The 16011-nt window shown below is 73.7% G+C and carries 12 protein-coding genes; 4 read left to right on the forward strand and 8 right to left on the reverse strand.

The window, feature by feature from the left end; translation table 11 throughout:
• Positions 1 to 620: 620 nt before the first annotated feature.
• On the forward strand, positions 621 to 1070 hold the full coding sequence (locus AB0C96_RS16645; protein ID WP_362917992.1) for a PTS glucose transporter subunit IIA: 450 nt from the start codon (positions 621 to 623) through the stop codon (positions 1068 to 1070).
• A 76-nt stretch (positions 1071 to 1146) separates the two neighbouring features.
• Positions 1147 to 2817 carry a phosphoenolpyruvate--protein phosphotransferase gene (gene ptsP / locus AB0C96_RS16650; protein WP_362917994.1) on the forward strand — a complete coding sequence of 557 codons (1671 nt, stop codon included), beginning with the start codon at positions 1147 to 1149 and terminating at the stop codon, positions 2815 to 2817.
• Positions 2818 to 2913: 96 nt separating this feature from the next.
• On the opposite strand, the gene AB0C96_RS16655 is transcribed toward ptsP, so the two are convergent.
• Both AB0C96_RS16655 and AB0C96_RS16660 read right to left on the reverse strand, forming a co-directional pair.
• Entirely contained in the window at positions 2914 to 3879 is a 966-nt protein-coding gene (locus AB0C96_RS16655; RefSeq protein WP_362917996.1) for a hypothetical protein, read from the reverse strand.
• Positions 3880 to 4025: 146 nt separating this feature from the next.
• The gene (locus AB0C96_RS16660; protein WP_362917998.1) at positions 4026 to 6044 is read right to left on the reverse strand and encodes an acetoacetate--CoA ligase; all 2019 of its coding nucleotides are present in this window, start codon (positions 6042 to 6044) and stop codon (positions 4026 to 4028) included.
• A gap of 330 nt (positions 6045 to 6374) precedes the next feature.
• On the opposite strand from AB0C96_RS16660, the gene AB0C96_RS16665 reads away from it, so the two are divergent.
• Together AB0C96_RS16665 and AB0C96_RS16670 are read left to right on the forward strand one after the other, a co-directional pair.
• Positions 6375 to 8780: a glycoside hydrolase family 31 protein gene (locus tag AB0C96_RS16665; RefSeq protein WP_362918000.1), complete on the forward strand. Its 2406-nt coding sequence runs from the start codon at positions 6375 to 6377 to the stop codon at positions 8778 to 8780.
• 91 nt (positions 8781 to 8871) lie between these two features.
• On the forward strand, positions 8872 to 9672 hold the full coding sequence (locus tag AB0C96_RS16670) for a M15 family metallopeptidase (RefSeq protein WP_362918001.1): 801 nt from the start codon (positions 8872 to 8874) through the stop codon (positions 9670 to 9672).
• Here AB0C96_RS16670 and AB0C96_RS16675 read toward each other — a convergent pair.
• The 6 genes from AB0C96_RS16675 to AB0C96_RS16700 form a co-directional block, all read right to left on the reverse strand.
• Positions 9617 to 10930, reverse strand: coding sequence for an adenylosuccinate synthetase (locus AB0C96_RS16675; RefSeq protein ID WP_362918003.1), 1314 nt, complete (start codon positions 10928 to 10930; stop codon positions 9617 to 9619). The two genes, AB0C96_RS16670 and AB0C96_RS16675, sit on opposite strands and share 56 nt — an antisense overlap.
• 41 nt (positions 10931 to 10971) lie before the next feature.
• Positions 10972 to 11961 (reverse strand): hypothetical protein, encoded by a 990-nt coding sequence (locus AB0C96_RS16680; RefSeq protein WP_362918005.1) that lies wholly within the window; start codon positions 11959 to 11961, stop codon positions 10972 to 10974.
• 129 nt (positions 11962 to 12090) lie between these two features.
• Complete coding sequence (locus tag AB0C96_RS16685) at positions 12091 to 13200, reverse strand: molecular chaperone DnaJ (RefSeq protein WP_362918007.1); 1110 nt, start codon at positions 13198 to 13200, stop codon at positions 12091 to 12093.
• Entirely contained in the window at positions 13197 to 14189 is a 993-nt protein-coding gene (locus AB0C96_RS16690; protein ID WP_362918009.1) for an NUDIX domain-containing protein, read from the reverse strand. The genes AB0C96_RS16685 and AB0C96_RS16690 overlap by 4 nt, the downstream gene beginning before the upstream one ends.
• Before the next feature lie 139 nt (positions 14190 to 14328).
• Positions 14329 to 15141 carry an ABC transporter permease gene (locus AB0C96_RS16695; protein ID WP_362918011.1) on the reverse strand — a complete coding sequence of 271 codons (813 nt, stop codon included), beginning with the start codon at positions 15139 to 15141 and terminating at the stop codon, positions 14329 to 14331.
• A 23-nt stretch (positions 15142 to 15164) separates the two neighbouring features.
• Complete coding sequence (locus AB0C96_RS16700) at positions 15165 to 16007, reverse strand: ABC transporter permease (protein WP_362918013.1); 843 nt, start codon at positions 16005 to 16007, stop codon at positions 15165 to 15167.
• Positions 16008 to 16011: the final 4 nt, after the last annotated feature.

Genomic DNA, 16011 nt, shown 5'->3' on the forward strand with positions numbered 1-16011 from the left:
GCACGCCGCCAGCGTTCGTCCTGAGCCAGGATCAAACTCTCCGTGAATGCTTCCGGGCTATCCCGGTGAACACTCGCGTTGAGCGGAACGAGCGGAAGGAATAGTCCCGTTCGTTCACAGCGTCCTCGCTGTGTTTTTCAAAGGAACCTCGTCACCGGAAGGTTTTCCGGCAGACGGGGTTATCAACATATCTGGCGTTGACTTTTGGCACGCTGTTGAGTTCTCAAGGAACGGACGCTTCCTTTGGATTCCCTCTCGGGTTTCCTCCGGGCGCTTCCCTTCGGTGTTTCACACTCTATCAGGCCTTTTCCGGCTTTCGAACCGCCGCTCTTCCGCAGGCATGCAGAAGCGTGCAATTCTTGAGTCGCGATCAAGACGCAGAGGAGTGCCGCCCACCATCAACCGACCGCAGTTGATTGCGGTCTGGCTGTCCGGGGCAGGTCTCAGACAGTACAGCCCTGCTGTGGGCGAGGCAAATCGATTCAGCGGGACTCGCGGTGTGCAACCGGTGTCTCTCATGCGGAACCGTCAGTTCTTATGACTTACGCTTCTGAACGGTGCGCCGTCCAGGACAGGTAGTGACGGCGACCTGATGAATCTCCACCCCTGGGAGGCTTCCCATGACCACCGTGACGTCCCCGCTCGCTGGACGCGCCATCGGACTCGCGGCCGTGCCCGACCCGGTGTTCTCCGGAGCGATGGTGGGTCCCGGTACCGCCATCGACCCGGTTCGTGAGCCCTCTGCCGCCGTCTCGCCCGTGGACGGCGTGCTCGTCTCGCTGCACCCACACGCGTTCGTCGTCGTCGACGGTGAAGGACACGGCGTGCTCACCCATCTGGGCATCGACACCGTTCAGCTCAATGGCGAGGGCTTCGAGCTGCTCGTGAACAAGGGCGACACCGTCACCCGCGGCCAGGAGATCGTGCGCTGGAATCCGGCCGCGGTCGAGGAGGCCGGTAAGTCGCCGATCTGCCCGGTCGTCGCGCTGGAGGCCACGGCCGACTCGCTCGGCGGCGTCCGTGAGGACGGCGACGTCAAGGCCGGCGACGAGCTGTTCTCCTGGCAGTAGCCGGGCGCCGTCCCGAACGGCAGGTACGACATCCACAGCGGCGGCCCGGCCGCCGCATCAACCGGAGACGGGTGCAATGGAGACAACGCTGCGAGGCGTCGGCGTGAGCCACGGTGTGGCCATAGGCGAGGTGCGGCACATGGGCACGGCGGTGCTGGAGCCGCCGGCCAAGCAGATTCCGGCGGACGAGGCGGAGCGCGAACAGGGGCGTGCCCGCCAGGCCGTGGAGGCGGTCGCCGCCGACCTGATAGCGCGGGGGAATCTGGCGGGCGGCGAGGCCCAGGCCGTGCTGGAGGCCCAGGCGCTGATGGCGCAGGACCCGGAGCTGATGGCGGACGTCGAGCGGCGGATCGCCGTCGGCAGCACCGCCGAGCGCGGGGTGTACGACGCGTTCGCGGCGTATCGGGCGCTGCTGGCGGGTGCCGGTGAGTACCTCGCCGGTCGGGTCGCCGACCTCGACGACGTCCGGAACCGTATCGTCGCCCGGTTGCTCGGCGTGCCGATGCCGGGTGTGCCGGACAGTGACGAGCCTTTTGTGCTGATCGCGCGGGATCTGGCGCCGGCCGACACGGCGCTGCTCGACCCGTCGCTGGTGCTCGGTTTCGTGACCGAGGAGGGCGGGCCGACCAGCCACAGCGCGATTCTCGCGCGGGCGCTGGGCGTGCCGGCCGTGGTCGCGCTCCCCGGTGCGAGTGAGCTGGTCGAGGGCACCGTGATCGCCGTGGACGGCAGCACCGGTGAGATCTTCGTGGAGCCGAGCGCCGAGAAGCGCGCGGAGCTGGAGCGGGCGGCGGCCGAGCGGAAGGCGGCACTGGCCGCGTCGTCCGGTCCGGGTGCCACCTCCGACGGGCACAAGGTGCCGTTGCTGGCGAATGTCGGCGGTCCCGGTGATGTGGCCGCGGCGGTCGAGGCCGGGGCCGAGGGCGTCGGGCTGTTCCGTACCGAGTTCCTCTTCTTGGACGACAGCAAGAACGCGCCGACCGAGGAGAAGCAGGTCGAGGCGTACCGCAAGGTTCTGGAGGCCTTCCCCGAGGGGCGGGTCGTGGTGCGGGTGCTCGACGCCGGTGCCGACAAGCCGCTGGACTTCCTGACGCCGGCCGACGAGCCGAACCCGGCGCTGGGCGTGCGGGGTCTGCGGACGCTGCTCGACCACCCGGACGTGCTGCGCACCCAGCTGACGGCGCTGGCGAAGGCCGCCGAGGGGCTTCCGGTCTACCTGGAGGTCATGGCCCCGATGGTGGCGGACCGGATCGACGCCAAGGCGTTTGCGGACGCCTGCCGGGAGGCCGGGCTCCAGGCGAAGTTCGGCGCGATGGTGGAGATTCCGTCGGCCGCCCTCCGGGCGCGGTCGATCCTTCAGGAGGTGGAGTTCCTGTCGCTGGGGACCAACGACCTGGCGCAGTACACCTTCGCGGCGGACCGCCAGGTGGGCGCCGTGTCGCGGCTACAGGACCCGTGGCAGCCGGCGCTGCTGGACCTCGTGGCGGCGTCGGCCGAGGCCGCGAAGGCCGAGGGCAAGAGCTGTGGGGTCTGTGGTGAGGCGGCCTCCGATCCGCTGCTGGCGTGTGTGCTGACGGGGCTCGGTGTCACCAGCCTTTCGATGGGCGCGGCGTCGATCCCCTACGTGCGGGCGACGCTCGCCAAGCACACGCTGGCCCAGTGCGAGCGTGCGGCGGCCGCGGCGCGGGCCGCGGACACGGCCGACGATGCCCGGGCGGCCGCGCAGGCGGTGCTGTCCGGGGAGTGATCCCGCGCGGCACCCTGGCCCGTGTGTCGCCGTGTGCTGACGGCCGTCCCGCCCTCGTGGCGGGGCGGCCGTTCGCCGTTCGGGGGGGCGTGACGGTCAGTGGTGGGTGTGGGGGTCGGGCGGTGGGGTGAGCGGGAGGCCGGGGGCGTAGTCGACGCCGTGCTCGGGTGGGATCGGTTCGCCGGTGTCGGTGTCGGTGCAGTAGGCGCTGAAGACCTCGGCGGCGCTGAGGGGGCGGAGCCAGGAGTCACGGAGGGACCAGCCGCGGACGGTGCTGGGGTCGGGGGTGGCGGTGTCGGTGGGGTCCGTGTGCTCGGCGGGGCGGGTCGTGGTGCGGGCGACGATGCCGCCGGGGGTGCGCAGGGCGAAGCCGACGGCGAGGACCGTGCTGAAGAGGAGGCTCTCGGATGCGGCGAGTTGGGGCGGGGCGCCGTCGCGGGCGGTGGCGTGCAGGACCGCGAGGAGGGACGGGTCGCCGGCCGCGAGGGAGCAGACGAGGTGGTGGGCGCCGTCGCCGAGGGCGGCCAGAAGCTGCTGGAGCGCCTGGGTGGCCCGGGTGAACGCGGCCGGGGCGAGGTCGGCACCGCACTCTTCGCAGCCGCCGGCCCGGGACAGCAGGGCCGAGGCGTGGTGCCAGGTCGCATGGCGGGCGGCTTCCTCGACGAGTAACGGGAGGAGCTGGCCGAGCGGCTCGCCGTCGTACGTCAAGGTCGCGCCGGTACGGGCGACTTCGGCCGTGTAGCGGGTGCGGCTGTCCGGGCGGTCCGGGTCCAGGGCGAGGTCCGCGCAGTACCTCTCGTAGGCCGCCGGGTCGAAGAGGCTGAGAGTCGTCAGGACGCCCTGGGCGCTGAGGGCGCGCAGCAGGGACTCCAGGTGCCGGAGGTAGCTGCGGTGGTCGTCGAACGGGAAGCTGCGGTAGCGGCGCATGGCGCGGAAGTCCCGCTCGTCGGCGAGGACCGCGGCGGCGCTGGGGACTTCGCGGCGCAGGGCGCGACGGGCGGCCGCGCCGTCGGTACGGTCGCCGCGCGCGCTGCGGCCGGCGGGCCGGGATGTGGATGTCATGACTCCCCCTGGGTGTGCTCGGCGTGGTGTGCGCGGACCGCACGCCACTGGTCACCGAGAGTAATCGGAGGGTCTGACAATGCCGGCCCCGCGCCGGTCCGTGGGCCTCCGAGCGGCCTCCGGTCCGGCGCGGGCGGGTGCGCGGGCTACTGCGCGCGGTCGCGGGCCACCTGCTCGTAGAAGCGGAGGAGTTCGAGGTTGTCGACGGAGCCGGGGTTCACGGCCTTGTCGAGCGGGGTGCCCTGGAGGAGGCGCTTGACCGGGACCTCGATGCGCTTGCCGGTGAGGGTGTGCGGTACGCCGGGGGCCTCGATGATGTCGTCGGGGACGTGCCGCGGGGAGAGCTGCTCGCGGATGGTGCGCTTGATGCGGTCGCGAAGGTCGTCGTCGAGGGTGGCTCCGGGGGCGAGGTGGACGAAGAGCGGCATCCAGTAGCCGCCGTCGGGGAGTTCCAGGCCGATGACGAGGGATTCGCGGATCTCGGGGAGCCGTTCGACGGCCTCGTAGATGTCGGCGGAGCCCATCCGGACGCCCTGGCGGTTGAGGGTGGAGTCGGACCGGCCGTGGATGACGACGCTGCCTCGTGAGGTGACGGTGATCCAGTCGCCGTGCCGCCAGACACCGGGGTAGGTGTCGAAGTAGCTGTCGTGGTAGCGGGCGCCGTCCGGGTCGTTCCAGAACCGGATGGGCATGGACGGCATGGGGTTGGTGACGACGAGTTCGCCGACCTCGTCGACGAGGGGCTTGCCCTGGGGGTCCCAGGCCTGTAGGTCGGTGCCGAGGCAGGGGGCCTGGAGTTCGCCGATGTGCACCGGGAGGGTGGGGACGGCGCCGGCGAAGCAGCTACAGACGTCGGTGCCGCCGCTGACGGAGGCCATCCACAGGTCGGCGCCGCTCTCCGCGAAGGAGTCGTGCAGCCAGCGGAAGCCGTCCGGCGGGAGTGGTGAGCCGGTGGTGGCGACGCAGGTGATGGCGGAGAGGTCGAGGTCGCGGGCGGGGTGGAGACCGGCCTTGCGGCAGGCCATGACATAGGCGGCGGAGGTGCCGAAGAGGGTGGCGCGGGTGGCTTCGGCGACCCGCCACTGGGCGGCGATGTCGGGGTGGCCGGGGCTGCCGTCGTAGAGGACGACGGTGGCGCCCACCAGCAGGCCGGCGACGAGGAAGTTCCACATCATCCAGCCGGTGGAGGTGTACCAGAAGAACCGGTCGTCGGGGCCGAGGTCGCAGTGCAGGCCGGTCTGCTTGAGGTGTTCGAGCAGGATGCCGCCCTGGGACTGGACGAGGGCCTTGGGCAGTCCGGTGGTGCCGGAGGAGTACAGGACCCACAGCGGGTGGTCGAACGGAACCTGCTCGAAGACCGGTTGGACGTCCTGATCGGTCAGGTCCGACCAGTTCAGGGCGCCTTCGGGGGCGGGGGTGCCGAGCAGCGGGATGTGCACCACCGCGCGCAGGGTGGGCAGCTCGGCGCGGAGTTCGGTGACGGTGTCGCGGCGGTCGTGCTCCTTGCCGCCGTAGCGGTAGCCGTCGACCGTGAACAGGACGACCGGTTCGATCTGTTGGAAGCGGTCCAGGACGCTGCGGGCGCCGAAGTCGGGGGCGCAGGAGGTCCAGATGCCGCCGACCGCGGCGGTGGCGAGCAGGGCGACGACGGCCTGCGGGACGTTCGGGAGGTAGCCGCTGACCCGGTCGCCGGGGCGGACGCCGAGGCGGCGGAGCGCGGCGGCCAGCGAGCCGACCTGGGCGCGGAGCTCGGCCCAGGTGACGGGGGTGGGCCGGTGGGTCTCGTCGACGTACAGCAGCGCGGGGTCGTCGGCGCGGTCCGGGTCCTCGGCGGCGCGCAGGGCGTGCTCGGCGTAGTTGAGGGTGGCGCCGGGGAACCAGCGGGCGCCGGGCATCGTTCGGTCGGCGAGGACGGTTTCGTAGGGGGTGGTGAAGCGGACGTCGAACCACTCGGCGGTGGCCTGCCAGAAGGCCGGGAGGTCGTCGACCGACCAGCGGTGCAGCGCGGCGTAGCTGGCGGCGGGGTCGCCGGGGGTGGGGGCGGGCGCGCCGTGGTGGGCGGCGGCCCAGGTCTGGAAGCGGGTGACCTGTGCGCCGGCGATCCGGTCCGGTCCGGGCTGCCAGAGGGGTTCCGGCTGGGCGGCGGACTGCGGTGCGGTGGTCATGATGCGGCTCCCGGGCGGTACGCGTCGTCTGCGTCGGGCGCGCACGGCGGCGGGGGTCTCCCGTCTGTGCGTGTGCGCGTGACACGGCTTGCCTGGACGATGCCATGTGATCGACTCGTGCACCAGGGTGGACCCCCCACATTCGGGGGTGGCCGGGTGTGGTGTCGCCACGTGGGCCTGGTCCGGCGCCGGGCATGCGCCAGGCATACAGCGGGATTCGGCCAGCGGACGGCGGCCATCGGCCTCGGCGTGGCCGAGCGTGACCGCGTGCAGGTGAACGGCAGTTGAACGGTGCCCGCACACCGTGGCGTCAATGGCAGGCTGACCGGCATGGACGGGCGTGATCTGGTGCGGTCGGTACGGGTGGTCAGGGCGGTCGGGTCGGCGCAGGGGCTGCGGTCCGTGCGCTCGGCGTGGCGGGCGCGGCGGGCGGATGCCCGGGCGTTGCCGGCGCGGACGGTGGAGCGGGCGCGGGTGCCGGGGCCGGCGCGGGACGCCGAGCCCCACCCCGGCGGTGGGGTGATCCACTTCGCGCGGTCGTCGCTGCGGGTCCGGGTGGCGTCCGGGGGTGCGGTGTTCTGCGGCTGGGACGGCGCCGAGCCGGAGCCCTCGTACGCGCTGGCCGGGGCGTGTCCGGACGTCGATGCCCGGGCGGTGCTGGAGCCCGACACGGAGGGCGGCTGGCGGGTGGTCTCGGAGCGGGTGCTGGTGGTGGTGTCCCGGCACGGCGCGGTGGAGGTGCGGACGCCCGGCGGGGCGGTGCTGCGGCGGGAGCTGCCGCCGCGCTGGTGGGACCGCACGGAGGGGCCGGGCGCCGCGGCGGGGGGCGAGCGGGCCGGGCGGCCGGAGGGGGGTGGCGCCTCGCGGTGGGTGCAGCGCTCGGAGGTGGCCGCGGACGCGCGGTTCTTCGGGCTGGGCGGCCGGGCGCACGGGCCGCGGCTGCGGGACGGCTCCTACCGGCTGTGGAACACCGATCCGGGCGGGGCGTTCGAGCCGGGTGACGATCCGCTGTCGCTGACGATGCCGGTCCAGCTGGTGGTGGCGGACGCCGGTACGCACCTGGTGTTCCACGACAACTCGTGGGACGGCCGGGTGCTGCTCCGGGAGGGCGCGGAGGGCGCGGGTTCGGGGCACGACCGGCCGGGCACCTGCGAGCTGCGGATGGACGGCGGGCCGCTGCGCTACTGGGTGCTGGCCGGCACCCCGGCCCGGGTGCTCCAGGTCTGGACGGCGCTGACCGGTGCGCCCGCGCTGCCGCCCCAGTGGGCGTTCGGCCATCAGCACGCGCGGTGGGGGTTCGGCGGCCAGGACGAGGTGCGCCGGGTGGTGACCGGCTATCAGGAGCGTGATCTGCCGCTGTCCGCGGTCCATCTGGACATCGACCACTACGACCGCCACCGGGTGTTCACCGTCGACCGCTCGCGCTATCCGGATCTGCCGGGTCTGGCCCGGGAGTTGCGGGCCGAGGGGGTGCGGCTGGTGTCGATCGTGGATCCGGCGGTGAAGGCGGAGCCGGGGGACGCGGTGTACGAGGGCGGGGCGGCCGCCGACGCCTTCGTGCGGGACGCGCGGGGGCGGGAGGTGCGCGGGGTGGTCTGGGCCGGTGAGTCGGTGTACCCGGACTTCACCGACGCCCGGGTGCGCAAGTGGTGGGGTGCGCTGTACGCGGAGCGGCTGGCCGAGGGCTTCTCGGGCGTCTGGCACGACATGAACGAGCCGGTCTCGTTCGCCCCGTTCGGGGAGCGGACGCTGCCCCGCTCGACCCGGCACGCGCTGGAGGGCCGGGGCGGTGACCACCGGGAGGCGCACAACGTCTACGGTCTGGCGATGGCCCGGGCCGGCTTCGAGGGGCTGTGCGAACTGCGGCCGGACGAGCGGCCGTTCCTCTTCTCCCGTTCGGGCTGGGTCGGGTTGCAGCGCTACGGGGGCACCTGGTCGGGGGACGTGGCGACCGGCTGGCCGGGGCTGCGGGCGTCGCTGTCGCTGGTGTTGGGGCTGGGGCTGTGCGGGGTGCCGTACAGCGGTCCGGACGTGGGCGGGTTCTCCGCCGAGCCGTCGCCGGAGCTGTATCTGCGCTGGTTCCAGCTGGGCGCGTACCTGCCGCTGTTCCGTACCCACTCGGCGGCCCGGGCCGGTCGCCGGGAGCCGTGGGAGTTCGGGACGGAGGTGCTCGACCACGCCCGCACGGTGCTGCACGAGCGACGGCGGCTGCTGCCGTACTTCGAGACGCTGGGCCAGTTGGCGCGGCTGACCGGGGCACCGTACGTCCGGCCGGTGTGGTGGAGCTCGCCGCGGGACCGGGCGCTGCGGGACTGTGAGGACGCCTTCCTGCTGGGCGATGCGCTGTTGGTGGCGCCGGCGCTGGCCGAGGGCGTGACCCGGCGGCCGGTGCGGCTGCCGCGCGGGCGGTGGTACGACACCGCGAGCGGGCGGGCGTACGACGGTCCCGGGCAGGTGTGGGTGGAGGCACCGCTGTCGCGGATTCCGGTGCTGGCGCGGGCAGGTGCGGTGATGCCGGTGGCCGGTGCGGACGGTGCCACGGAGCTGGAGGTGTGGGCGCCGACGGCCGGACGTGGTGGCAGCGGCCTGGTGGTGCCGGACGCCGGGGACGGCTGGCAGCGGCCGACCGTGGAGCGCTTCAGCACCCGCCGGGAGGGTGACCGGGTGGTGGTGGAGCGGCGGGACGGGGAGCCGGTGGGGTACCCGGTGCGGGTGCGGGGGCTGGCGGACGGGTAGGCGGGGCCCGGCGGCGGTGCGGGTGGCGGTGCGGGTGGCGGTGCGGGTGGCGGTCTTCCGCCGCCCCGGCCGCGCCTGGTAGACGAGGGCCATGCCGAGACTCGCTGCCGCGCTGCGCGGCCTGGCCGTTGCCGCCGCCGCCCTGATGACCGTCACCACCGCGCCGTCGCCGGCGGCGGGTGCCGCCCACCGGGCGGCGTCCCCGGCCACGATGCCCGAGGAGTTCGTCGCGCTGCGCGAGGTGGACCCGACGATCGTGCAGGAGATGCGGTACGCCACGCCGCACACCTTCATGGGCGTGCCGGTGGACGGCTACCGCCGGCCGACGTGCCTGCTGACGCGGGACGCCGCCCGGGCCCTGCACCGTGCCCAGCGGGCCTTCGTGCGGCGCGGGTACACGCTCAAGGTGTACGACTGCTACCGGCCGCAGCGCGCCGTGGACCACTTCGTCCGGTGGGCGACGGACCTCGGCGACCAGCGGATGAAGGCCGAGTTCTATCCGAGGGAGGACAAGGCGAAGCTGTTCGACGACGGGTACATCGCCGCCAAGTCCGGGCACAGCAGGGGCAGTACGGTCGATCTGACCCTGGTGCGGCTGCCGGCGGTGCCCACCCGGCCGTATGTGCCGGGTGAGCCGCTGACGTCCTGTTACGGGCCGAAGGCGGAGCGCTTCCCGGACAACTCGCTCGACATGGGGACCGGCTTCGACTGCTTCGACACGCTCGCGCACACCCTCGACCCGCGGATCCACGGGCGGCAGTTGCGCAACCGGCTGCTGCTGAAGCACGGTCTGGAGCGGGCCGGGTTCGTCAACCTCCCCGAGGAGTGGTGGCACTTCACCTTCCAGCCGGAGACCTTTCCGGACACCTACTTCGACTTCCCCGTCCGGTGACCTTGTCGGCGGCGGTGGGGCCGTGGGACTCCATGACGACGGGGGCGTCCAGGGCGTGCGCGAGGGCGTCGCACCAGGCGTGCGGGTCGGTGCCCGGTGACTGCCAGGCGGTGGGGGTGGCGGCCAACAGGCGTGCGGTGAGCCGCTGTTGATGGTCCAGGTCGCCGGCTGGGGTGGTGGGGATGTGGTCCCAGGTGCCCTCGGGGGTGCGGTAGGCACAGGCCATGCGCAGGGCGCCACGGGACCGGGCCGGGGCGTCCAGGTGGGTGACGGCCAGGGCGTCCACTCCCCCGCAGACCTCGACGGCGTAGGCGTGCGCCGGGGCGTCGAAGTGGCCGGTGCGGAAGGCACCTTGCCACCGGCCGGTCCCGTTGTGCGCCTCGGGGAGGAGGGAGCCCAGTGACGGGTCCTCGGTGACCAGCGGGCCGGGGCCGTGCCGGGTGGTGTGGGTCCGCACGACGCCCAGGCGGCGGGCCGCGCCGGGCGCCCCGGCCTCGGTGAGCAGGTCCTCGGCCCCGGCGAAGGTGGTCGTCGACCAGGTGGTGTACGGGTGGAAGCCGTGCCACTCGTCGAGCAGCACGCCCTGGGCCCCCTCGAAGACCACCGGACCGGTGCGCAGCAGCCGCGCCAGATGGTCGCCGTCGACGAGCCGTACGTGGTCGGCGAAGGCCGCGAAGGCGTCCAGGCAGGCCTCGACGGGCGGGGCGGCGAGCGGGCCGATCTCGTCGGTCAACCGGTCGCGGAGCAGGGTGAGTTTGCGTCGCAGGGTGGCGGGCGAGGTGCAGTCGCCGGCCGTGGGGGCGTCGTCGGGGTGGGCCAGCGCATAGGCGGCGGTCTCACCGATGCCCATCCCGCAGGAGCCGTGCCGGGCGGTGCCGCGGGCGCGCTCCCGGGCCTGGTTGGCGGCCGCGTGGTAGGGCGTGGTGAGCCGGGCCCGTCGGTCGACGGTCAGCAGGGCGAGCGGGGCCGGGACGCCGAGTGCGGCGAGGTGGCGGGCCTCGGCGGCGAGCGCGAGCGGGTCCACCAGCATCCGGCGGGACAGGTGGGTGGGGACGCCGCTGAAGGTGCCGGAGCCGAACTGGGCGAAGGTGTGGTGCCGGCCGTCGGTGGTGACGACGTTGTGGGCGGCCTGGGCGCCGCCGTTGAACCGGACCACCGCCGTGACCGGCGCCGCGCCCGGTCGGGGTGCGCAGAGCCGGTCGACGACGGTGCCCTTGCCGGCGTCGCCGTAGCCGAGGTCGACCACGATGGTGTGCATGGGCGTTTCCTTGGGTGTCCTCGCAGGTCGTCGGGGTGTCCCTACAGCCGGGTGGTGCCGCCGGCGCCGGCGTCGTCGATCAGCGGTGCGGAGGACCGGGCCACGGCGCCCCGGCCGCGGCCGAGGGTGGCCAGCGCCTTGCCGACGCTCTCGCCCGCGTCCGAGCCGACGTCGGCGAGGTCGTCGAGTCCGGCCGCGAGGTCGATGGCCTCCTCGCCGAGTCCGATGGTCAGGGCGATGGTTTCGCAGACGGCTCCGAGGTCGTCGAGTTCGATGACGTTCTGGCCGAGCAGCTTGCGCCAGGTGTCCAGGACGGCGGTGTTGCCGACGTGCAGGGCGCCGGCCGGGACGATGAAGTAGACGTCGAACGTCCGTTGCAGCTCGGCGAGGATCGTGCGGATCGGGATGTCCTCGGTGAGCTGGTCGCCGAAGACCGCACGGACCTCGCGGGCCTTGACCTTGCCGTAGGGCATCTCGTCGCCGATGAGGAAGAGGTAGCCGCGGCGGCCGCGCTTCTCGTGGCAGTCGATGCTGGTGTGCCGGGCCATGGCGTACAGGGCGAGCTCGTACGACTCGGTCATCTGGCCGCCTCCGCCGCCCTCCAGGAGGATGTTGCCGAGGTGGTCGTCCATGCGGTTGTCGGACTCGAACTGGCCCAGCTGGAGCGGCACCCGGTCGCAGGTGGCGTCGCCGACGGCGCCGAAGAGGATCTGCGGGTGCTCGACGTACCCCTTGCGCAGCAGCAGGCCGAACAGCTCGGGGAGCTTGGTCTGCAACACCCGCGGCACCGAGCCCATCGATCCGGTGACGTCGAAGAGGACGGAGACGGCCAGCGAGGTGGGGTGTTCGTCGGAGTCGCGGCTCTCCCGGACGGTCAGGCCCTTGGGGTCGAGCGACGGGTGCGCCGTCCAGGTGTGGCGCGGGGAGGAGCTGGTGGTGCGGTCGCTGTAGTCGAAGGCGCTGGCGCCGGAGGCGGCGCGGTAGCTCGCCGCGGCGCCGTAGACGTTGGTGGACCAGATTCCGCTGCCCATGGTGGATTCCCCCTGTGGTGTGGACTGTGGTGTGAGCTGTCGAGTGGTGGGTCGGATGTCGTGAGGTGTGGCGAGGTGAGGTGCGCCCGTGGGGGGCGCGTACGGCTGCGCCGCCTATGGGTACGGGATCTAAACCCGCTCCGGCTCCGGTTGCGGTTCCCGCTCCGACTCCGACTCCGGCTCCGGCTCCGGCTCCGGCATCGTGAACGGCCGGAAGGTGCGCGGCCCGTAGAGCCGGTCGAGGAGGTCGTCCAGCTCGGCGAGGAGCCGCCAGGCGTCGTGCGGGCGGCGCTGCGGAGACGGGAGCGTGCAGCCGCGCAGGAAGGCCCGCATCGGTTGCGGGGCGCGCTCCCCCATCAGTGCCTCGATGGTGCGCGAGGCGAGGTGGATGTCGGTGGCCTCGGTCGCCGGACGGCGGCCGGTGACCTCGGGTGGGTAGTGGGCCCGGTGGCGTTCGACGAGCGCCGGGACGCGGTCGCCCGGCGCCGTGCTGTAGCACCAGTCGACGAGGACCAGGCCGTGCAGCCCCGGGTGGATGAGGACGTGTTCGGGCAGCACGGCGCCGTGGACGCGGCCGGCGCGGTGCGCCCAGCCGAGGGCGACCAGGAGCCGGCGCCACATCCAGGCGGCGTCGCGCGGGTCGAGTCCGCCCGGGTGCGCGTCCCGTACCGCGGTGAGGGTGTGGAACCCGGTGAGCGGCACCAGGGCGTTGACGCGCCGTTCGGCGCCGGTGTCGGGCGCGCGGTGCCGGAAGGACTCCAGCAGACGGGGTGCGTAGCCGCGGTGGCGCGGTTCGCCGTACCGGGCCAGCCCGTCCAGCGCCGCCGCCTCGCGCTCCAGCAGGTCGTTGTCGGTGACCGCGCGCGGGATCTTCAGCAGTGCGCGGTGCCGGGTGCCGTCCTGCTCGTACCAGGCCTCGCGGAGCACGGTGAGGTCGCCGGTGGCCAGCGGCGCGCCGAGGGTGTAGGTGCGGTTACGGGTCGCCACCGTCACGGTGGGGCTGGCGGCGGCGGTGCGCTGCTGCCAGAGGGCGTTGAGGCGGGCGAACTCGCCCTCGGCGGCGGGGCGTTCGGCCGGTGGGGCGGTGTCGGGGTGGAGCAGTCGGGCGAGCCTGCGGAAGGTCCCGGCGGCCTCGGTGTCGTCGGCGGGGAAGAGGTCCGCGGGCCGGTGGGCGGCGGCCAGCGCCGCCCGGGCAGCGGCGCGGGTGCGCGGGGCGTGCGCGGCCGTCGTGGTGGTCATCGCACGCTGTCCTCCCGGTCGGGGCGCAGCAGCGCCGGGTGCAGCAGCCGGGCGTCGCCGGCGCGGTAGAGGCGGGCCCGCGGGCCGCCACGGGCTCCGCCGCGGGCCGCGGTGGCGCCGGTGGACTCGACGAATCCGGGGACGGAGAGCACCTTGCGGTGAAAGTTCCCGGCGTGCAGCGGGCTGCCCCAGATGGATTCGTAGACCCCGCGGAGTTCGACGATGGTGAACTCCGCGCCGAGGAAGGCGGTGGCCAGCGGGGTGTACTCGATCTTGGCGCGGGCGCGGTCGAGTCCGTCGGCGATGATCCGGGCGTGGTCGAAGGCGAGCGGGAGCGGCGCCGGAGCGGCATCCTCGGCCGGCGCCGCGTCGTCGGCGGGCCGGGGCACGGAACCACCCCCGTCGATCCCGTGCCCCGGACCCAGTCGTGGGGGACGCGGTCCTACCGCGTCCGGTTCGCCGACAGCCTGCGGAGCGCGCGCCTCGGTGGCCGCCGCGTCGCCCGGGGCGCCGAGGTCCAGCCGGGTGACCGGGACCCAGGCCGCGGACGAGGCGTCGCCGCCGCCCCGCGCCTCGGGGAGGTCGGGCGCGAAGGCGAGGTAGGCCACGGTCACGACGGGCATCCGCGGGTCCCGGCCGGGATCGCCGTACGAGCCGAGCTGTTCGAGGTGGACGCGCTCCAGCTGGGTGGCGTCCAGCCCGGTCTCCTCGGCGAGTTCGCGGGCCGCGGCCTCGTCGAGCGACTCCTGCCCGGCGCGGACGAAGCCGCCGGGCAGGGCCCAGGCGCCCTGGAAGGGCCGGCCGCCGCGCTCGACGAGGAGGACGTGCAGCACCCCGGCGCGCAGGGTCAACGCGACGATGTCGACGGTCACCGCGATGGCGGGGAAGTCGCGCGGGTCGTAGGACGCGAGGAACGCGCGCTCGTCGCCGTCATCGGGACCACTGCCCCCGTTGTCCCGCCGGTCCACGTCCACGGCCGCCCCCGTCATTCAGTCATTCTCACTTCGAGTCTTTCTCGGAACGAGAACAACATAGCATCGGGGGCGGTGCGCGTCCAGGAGAAGCAGGGCGGAGGGGCCCTGACGCCCTGCCAGGGCCGGGCGAGGGCGACCGCCGCCGCCCGGGCGCTCAGAGTCGGCCGCCGGCCGGGTCCGACGAGAGCCGCTGGGCGACGTGGACCGGGAGGACCGACAGGACGATCAGCAGCGCGGCGACGACGTCGACGACCGGGGCCTGGCGGGGGCGGGCCAGGTTCTCGTAGATCCAGATCGGCAGCGTCCTGGTGCCGGCACCGGCCGTGAAGGTGGTCACCACCACCTCGTCGAAGGAGAGCGCGAAGGCCAGCAGGGCACCGGCGAACAGGGCCGGAGCGAGCGCCGGAAGGGTGACGTGGCGCAGGGTCTGCCAGGGGCGGGCGCCCAGGTCGGCGGAGGCCTCGGCCAGCGAGGGGGCGATCCGGCGGAGCCGTGCGGCGACGTTGTTGAAGACGATGACGACGCAGAAGGTCGCATGGCCGACGACGACGGTGAACAGGCCGAAGCCGATGCCCAGCGGGACGAGCACGGTGCGGAAGGCGGCGTTGAGGGCGATGCCGGTGACGATGCCGGGCAGCGCGATCGGCAGCACGATCAGGAACGAGACGGTCCGCCGGCCGAAGAACCGGTGGCGGTGCACGGCGAAGGCGGCGAGCGAGCCGAGGACCAGCGCGACGGCGGTGGCGCCCAACCCCGCCCGCAGCGAGGTCCACAGCGCATCGCGCGCACCCGGGCTGTCCAGCGCGCGGCGCCACCACTCGCCGGTGAGCGCGCCGGGCGGCCAGGCGAACGAGCGGTCGGCGCTCACCGAGTTGAGCAGGACCAGCAGCAACGGCAGGTAGATCAGGGCGAGTCCGGCGGCCGTGAGGCAGCCGAGGACGATCCGGGCGGTGCGGGTGAGGTGCATCCGGCTGCCTCCTTCGGGACCGGTCAGAGCGAGTCGAGCGCGCCGGCCCGGCGGACGGCGGCGAGGTAGCAGACCACCAGGGCGACCGGAACCACGGACAGCGCCGCGGCCAGCGGGAGGTCGAGGGTGACCTGGGCGGCGATGACGTTGCCCAGCAGTTGGGTGCGGCCGCCGACGATCTGCACGGCGAGGTAGTCGCCGAGCGAGAGCGAGAAGGTGAAGACCGAGCCGGCCAGCAGCGCCGGACGGACGGCGGGGGCGACGACGGAGCGCAGGGTGCGCACGGTGCCCGCGCCGAGGTCCGCGGAGGCCTCCAACTGGTGCGCGGGCAGGCGTTCCAGGGCCCCGTGGATCGGCAGGATCATGTACGGCAGCCAGAGGTAGGCCAGCACGATCACCACCGCGGTGGTGCCGTATCCGGGGCCGTGCAGCCCGAACGGGGCGAGTGCCGCGTTGACGACGCCGTGCTCGCCGAGCATCAGCCGCCAGGCGTAGGCCTTGACGAGGTAGCCGGCCCACAGCGGGGTGACCACCGCCACCAGCAGGGCGCGGCGCAGCCGGCCGCGGGCCACGCGTGCCGTGAAGTAGGCCATGGGCAGCGCGAGCAGGGCGTCGAGCACGGTGACGAGGAGGGCGATGCCCAGGGTGCGCAGCGCGACGGTGCGGTAGACGGGGGTGGTGAGGACGGCGCGGAGGTTGTCGGTGGTCCAGCTGCGGACCACGTCGGAGGTGAACGGGTCGGTGGTCCAGAAGGCCGAGAGCAGCAGCACGGCGAGGGAGCCGAGGTAGGCCAGGACCAGCCACAGCAGGGGCGGGGCGAGCAGCGCCGCGAGCCGGGTGCGGGCGCCCGGCTCGCGGGTCGTCACGGGC

The sequence above is a fragment of the Streptomyces sp. NPDC048506 genome (genome assembly GCF_040651315.1).
Lineage (GTDB): Bacteria > Actinomycetota > Actinomycetes > Streptomycetales > Streptomycetaceae > Streptomyces.

What these genes read in the sequence shown, in the direction of transcription:
- AB0C96_RS16645 (WP_362917992.1), top strand. Translation starts at nt 621, where the DNA reads ATGACCACCGTGACGTCCCCGCTCGCTGGACGCGCCATCGGACTCGCG.
- ptsP (WP_362917994.1), top strand. Translation starts at nt 1,147, where the DNA reads ATGGAGACAACGCTGCGAGGCGTCGGCGTGAGCCACGGTGTGGCCATA.
- AB0C96_RS16655 (WP_362917996.1), bottom strand. Translation starts at nt 3,879, where the DNA reads ATGACATCCACATCCCGGCCCGCCGGCCGCAGCGCGCGCGGCGACCGT.
- AB0C96_RS16660 (WP_362917998.1), bottom strand. Translation starts at nt 6,044, where the DNA reads ATGACCACCGCACCGCAGTCCGCCGCCCAGCCGGAACCCCTCTGGCAG.
- AB0C96_RS16665 (WP_362918000.1), top strand. Translation starts at nt 6,375, where the DNA reads ATGGACGGGCGTGATCTGGTGCGGTCGGTACGGGTGGTCAGGGCGGTC.
- AB0C96_RS16670 (WP_362918001.1), top strand. Translation starts at nt 8,872, where the DNA reads ATGCCGAGACTCGCTGCCGCGCTGCGCGGCCTGGCCGTTGCCGCCGCC.
- AB0C96_RS16675 (WP_362918003.1), bottom strand. Translation starts at nt 10,930, where the DNA reads ATGCACACCATCGTGGTCGACCTCGGCTACGGCGACGCCGGCAAGGGC.
- AB0C96_RS16680 (WP_362918005.1), bottom strand. Translation starts at nt 11,961, where the DNA reads ATGGGCAGCGGAATCTGGTCCACCAACGTCTACGGCGCCGCGGCGAGC.
- AB0C96_RS16685 (WP_362918007.1), bottom strand. Translation starts at nt 13,200, where the DNA reads ATGACCACCACGACGGCCGCGCACGCCCCGCGCACCCGCGCCGCTGCC.
- AB0C96_RS16690 (WP_362918009.1), bottom strand. Translation starts at nt 14,189, where the DNA reads ATGACGGGGGCGGCCGTGGACGTGGACCGGCGGGACAACGGGGGCAGT.
- AB0C96_RS16695 (WP_362918011.1), bottom strand. Translation starts at nt 15,141, where the DNA reads ATGCACCTCACCCGCACCGCCCGGATCGTCCTCGGCTGCCTCACGGCC.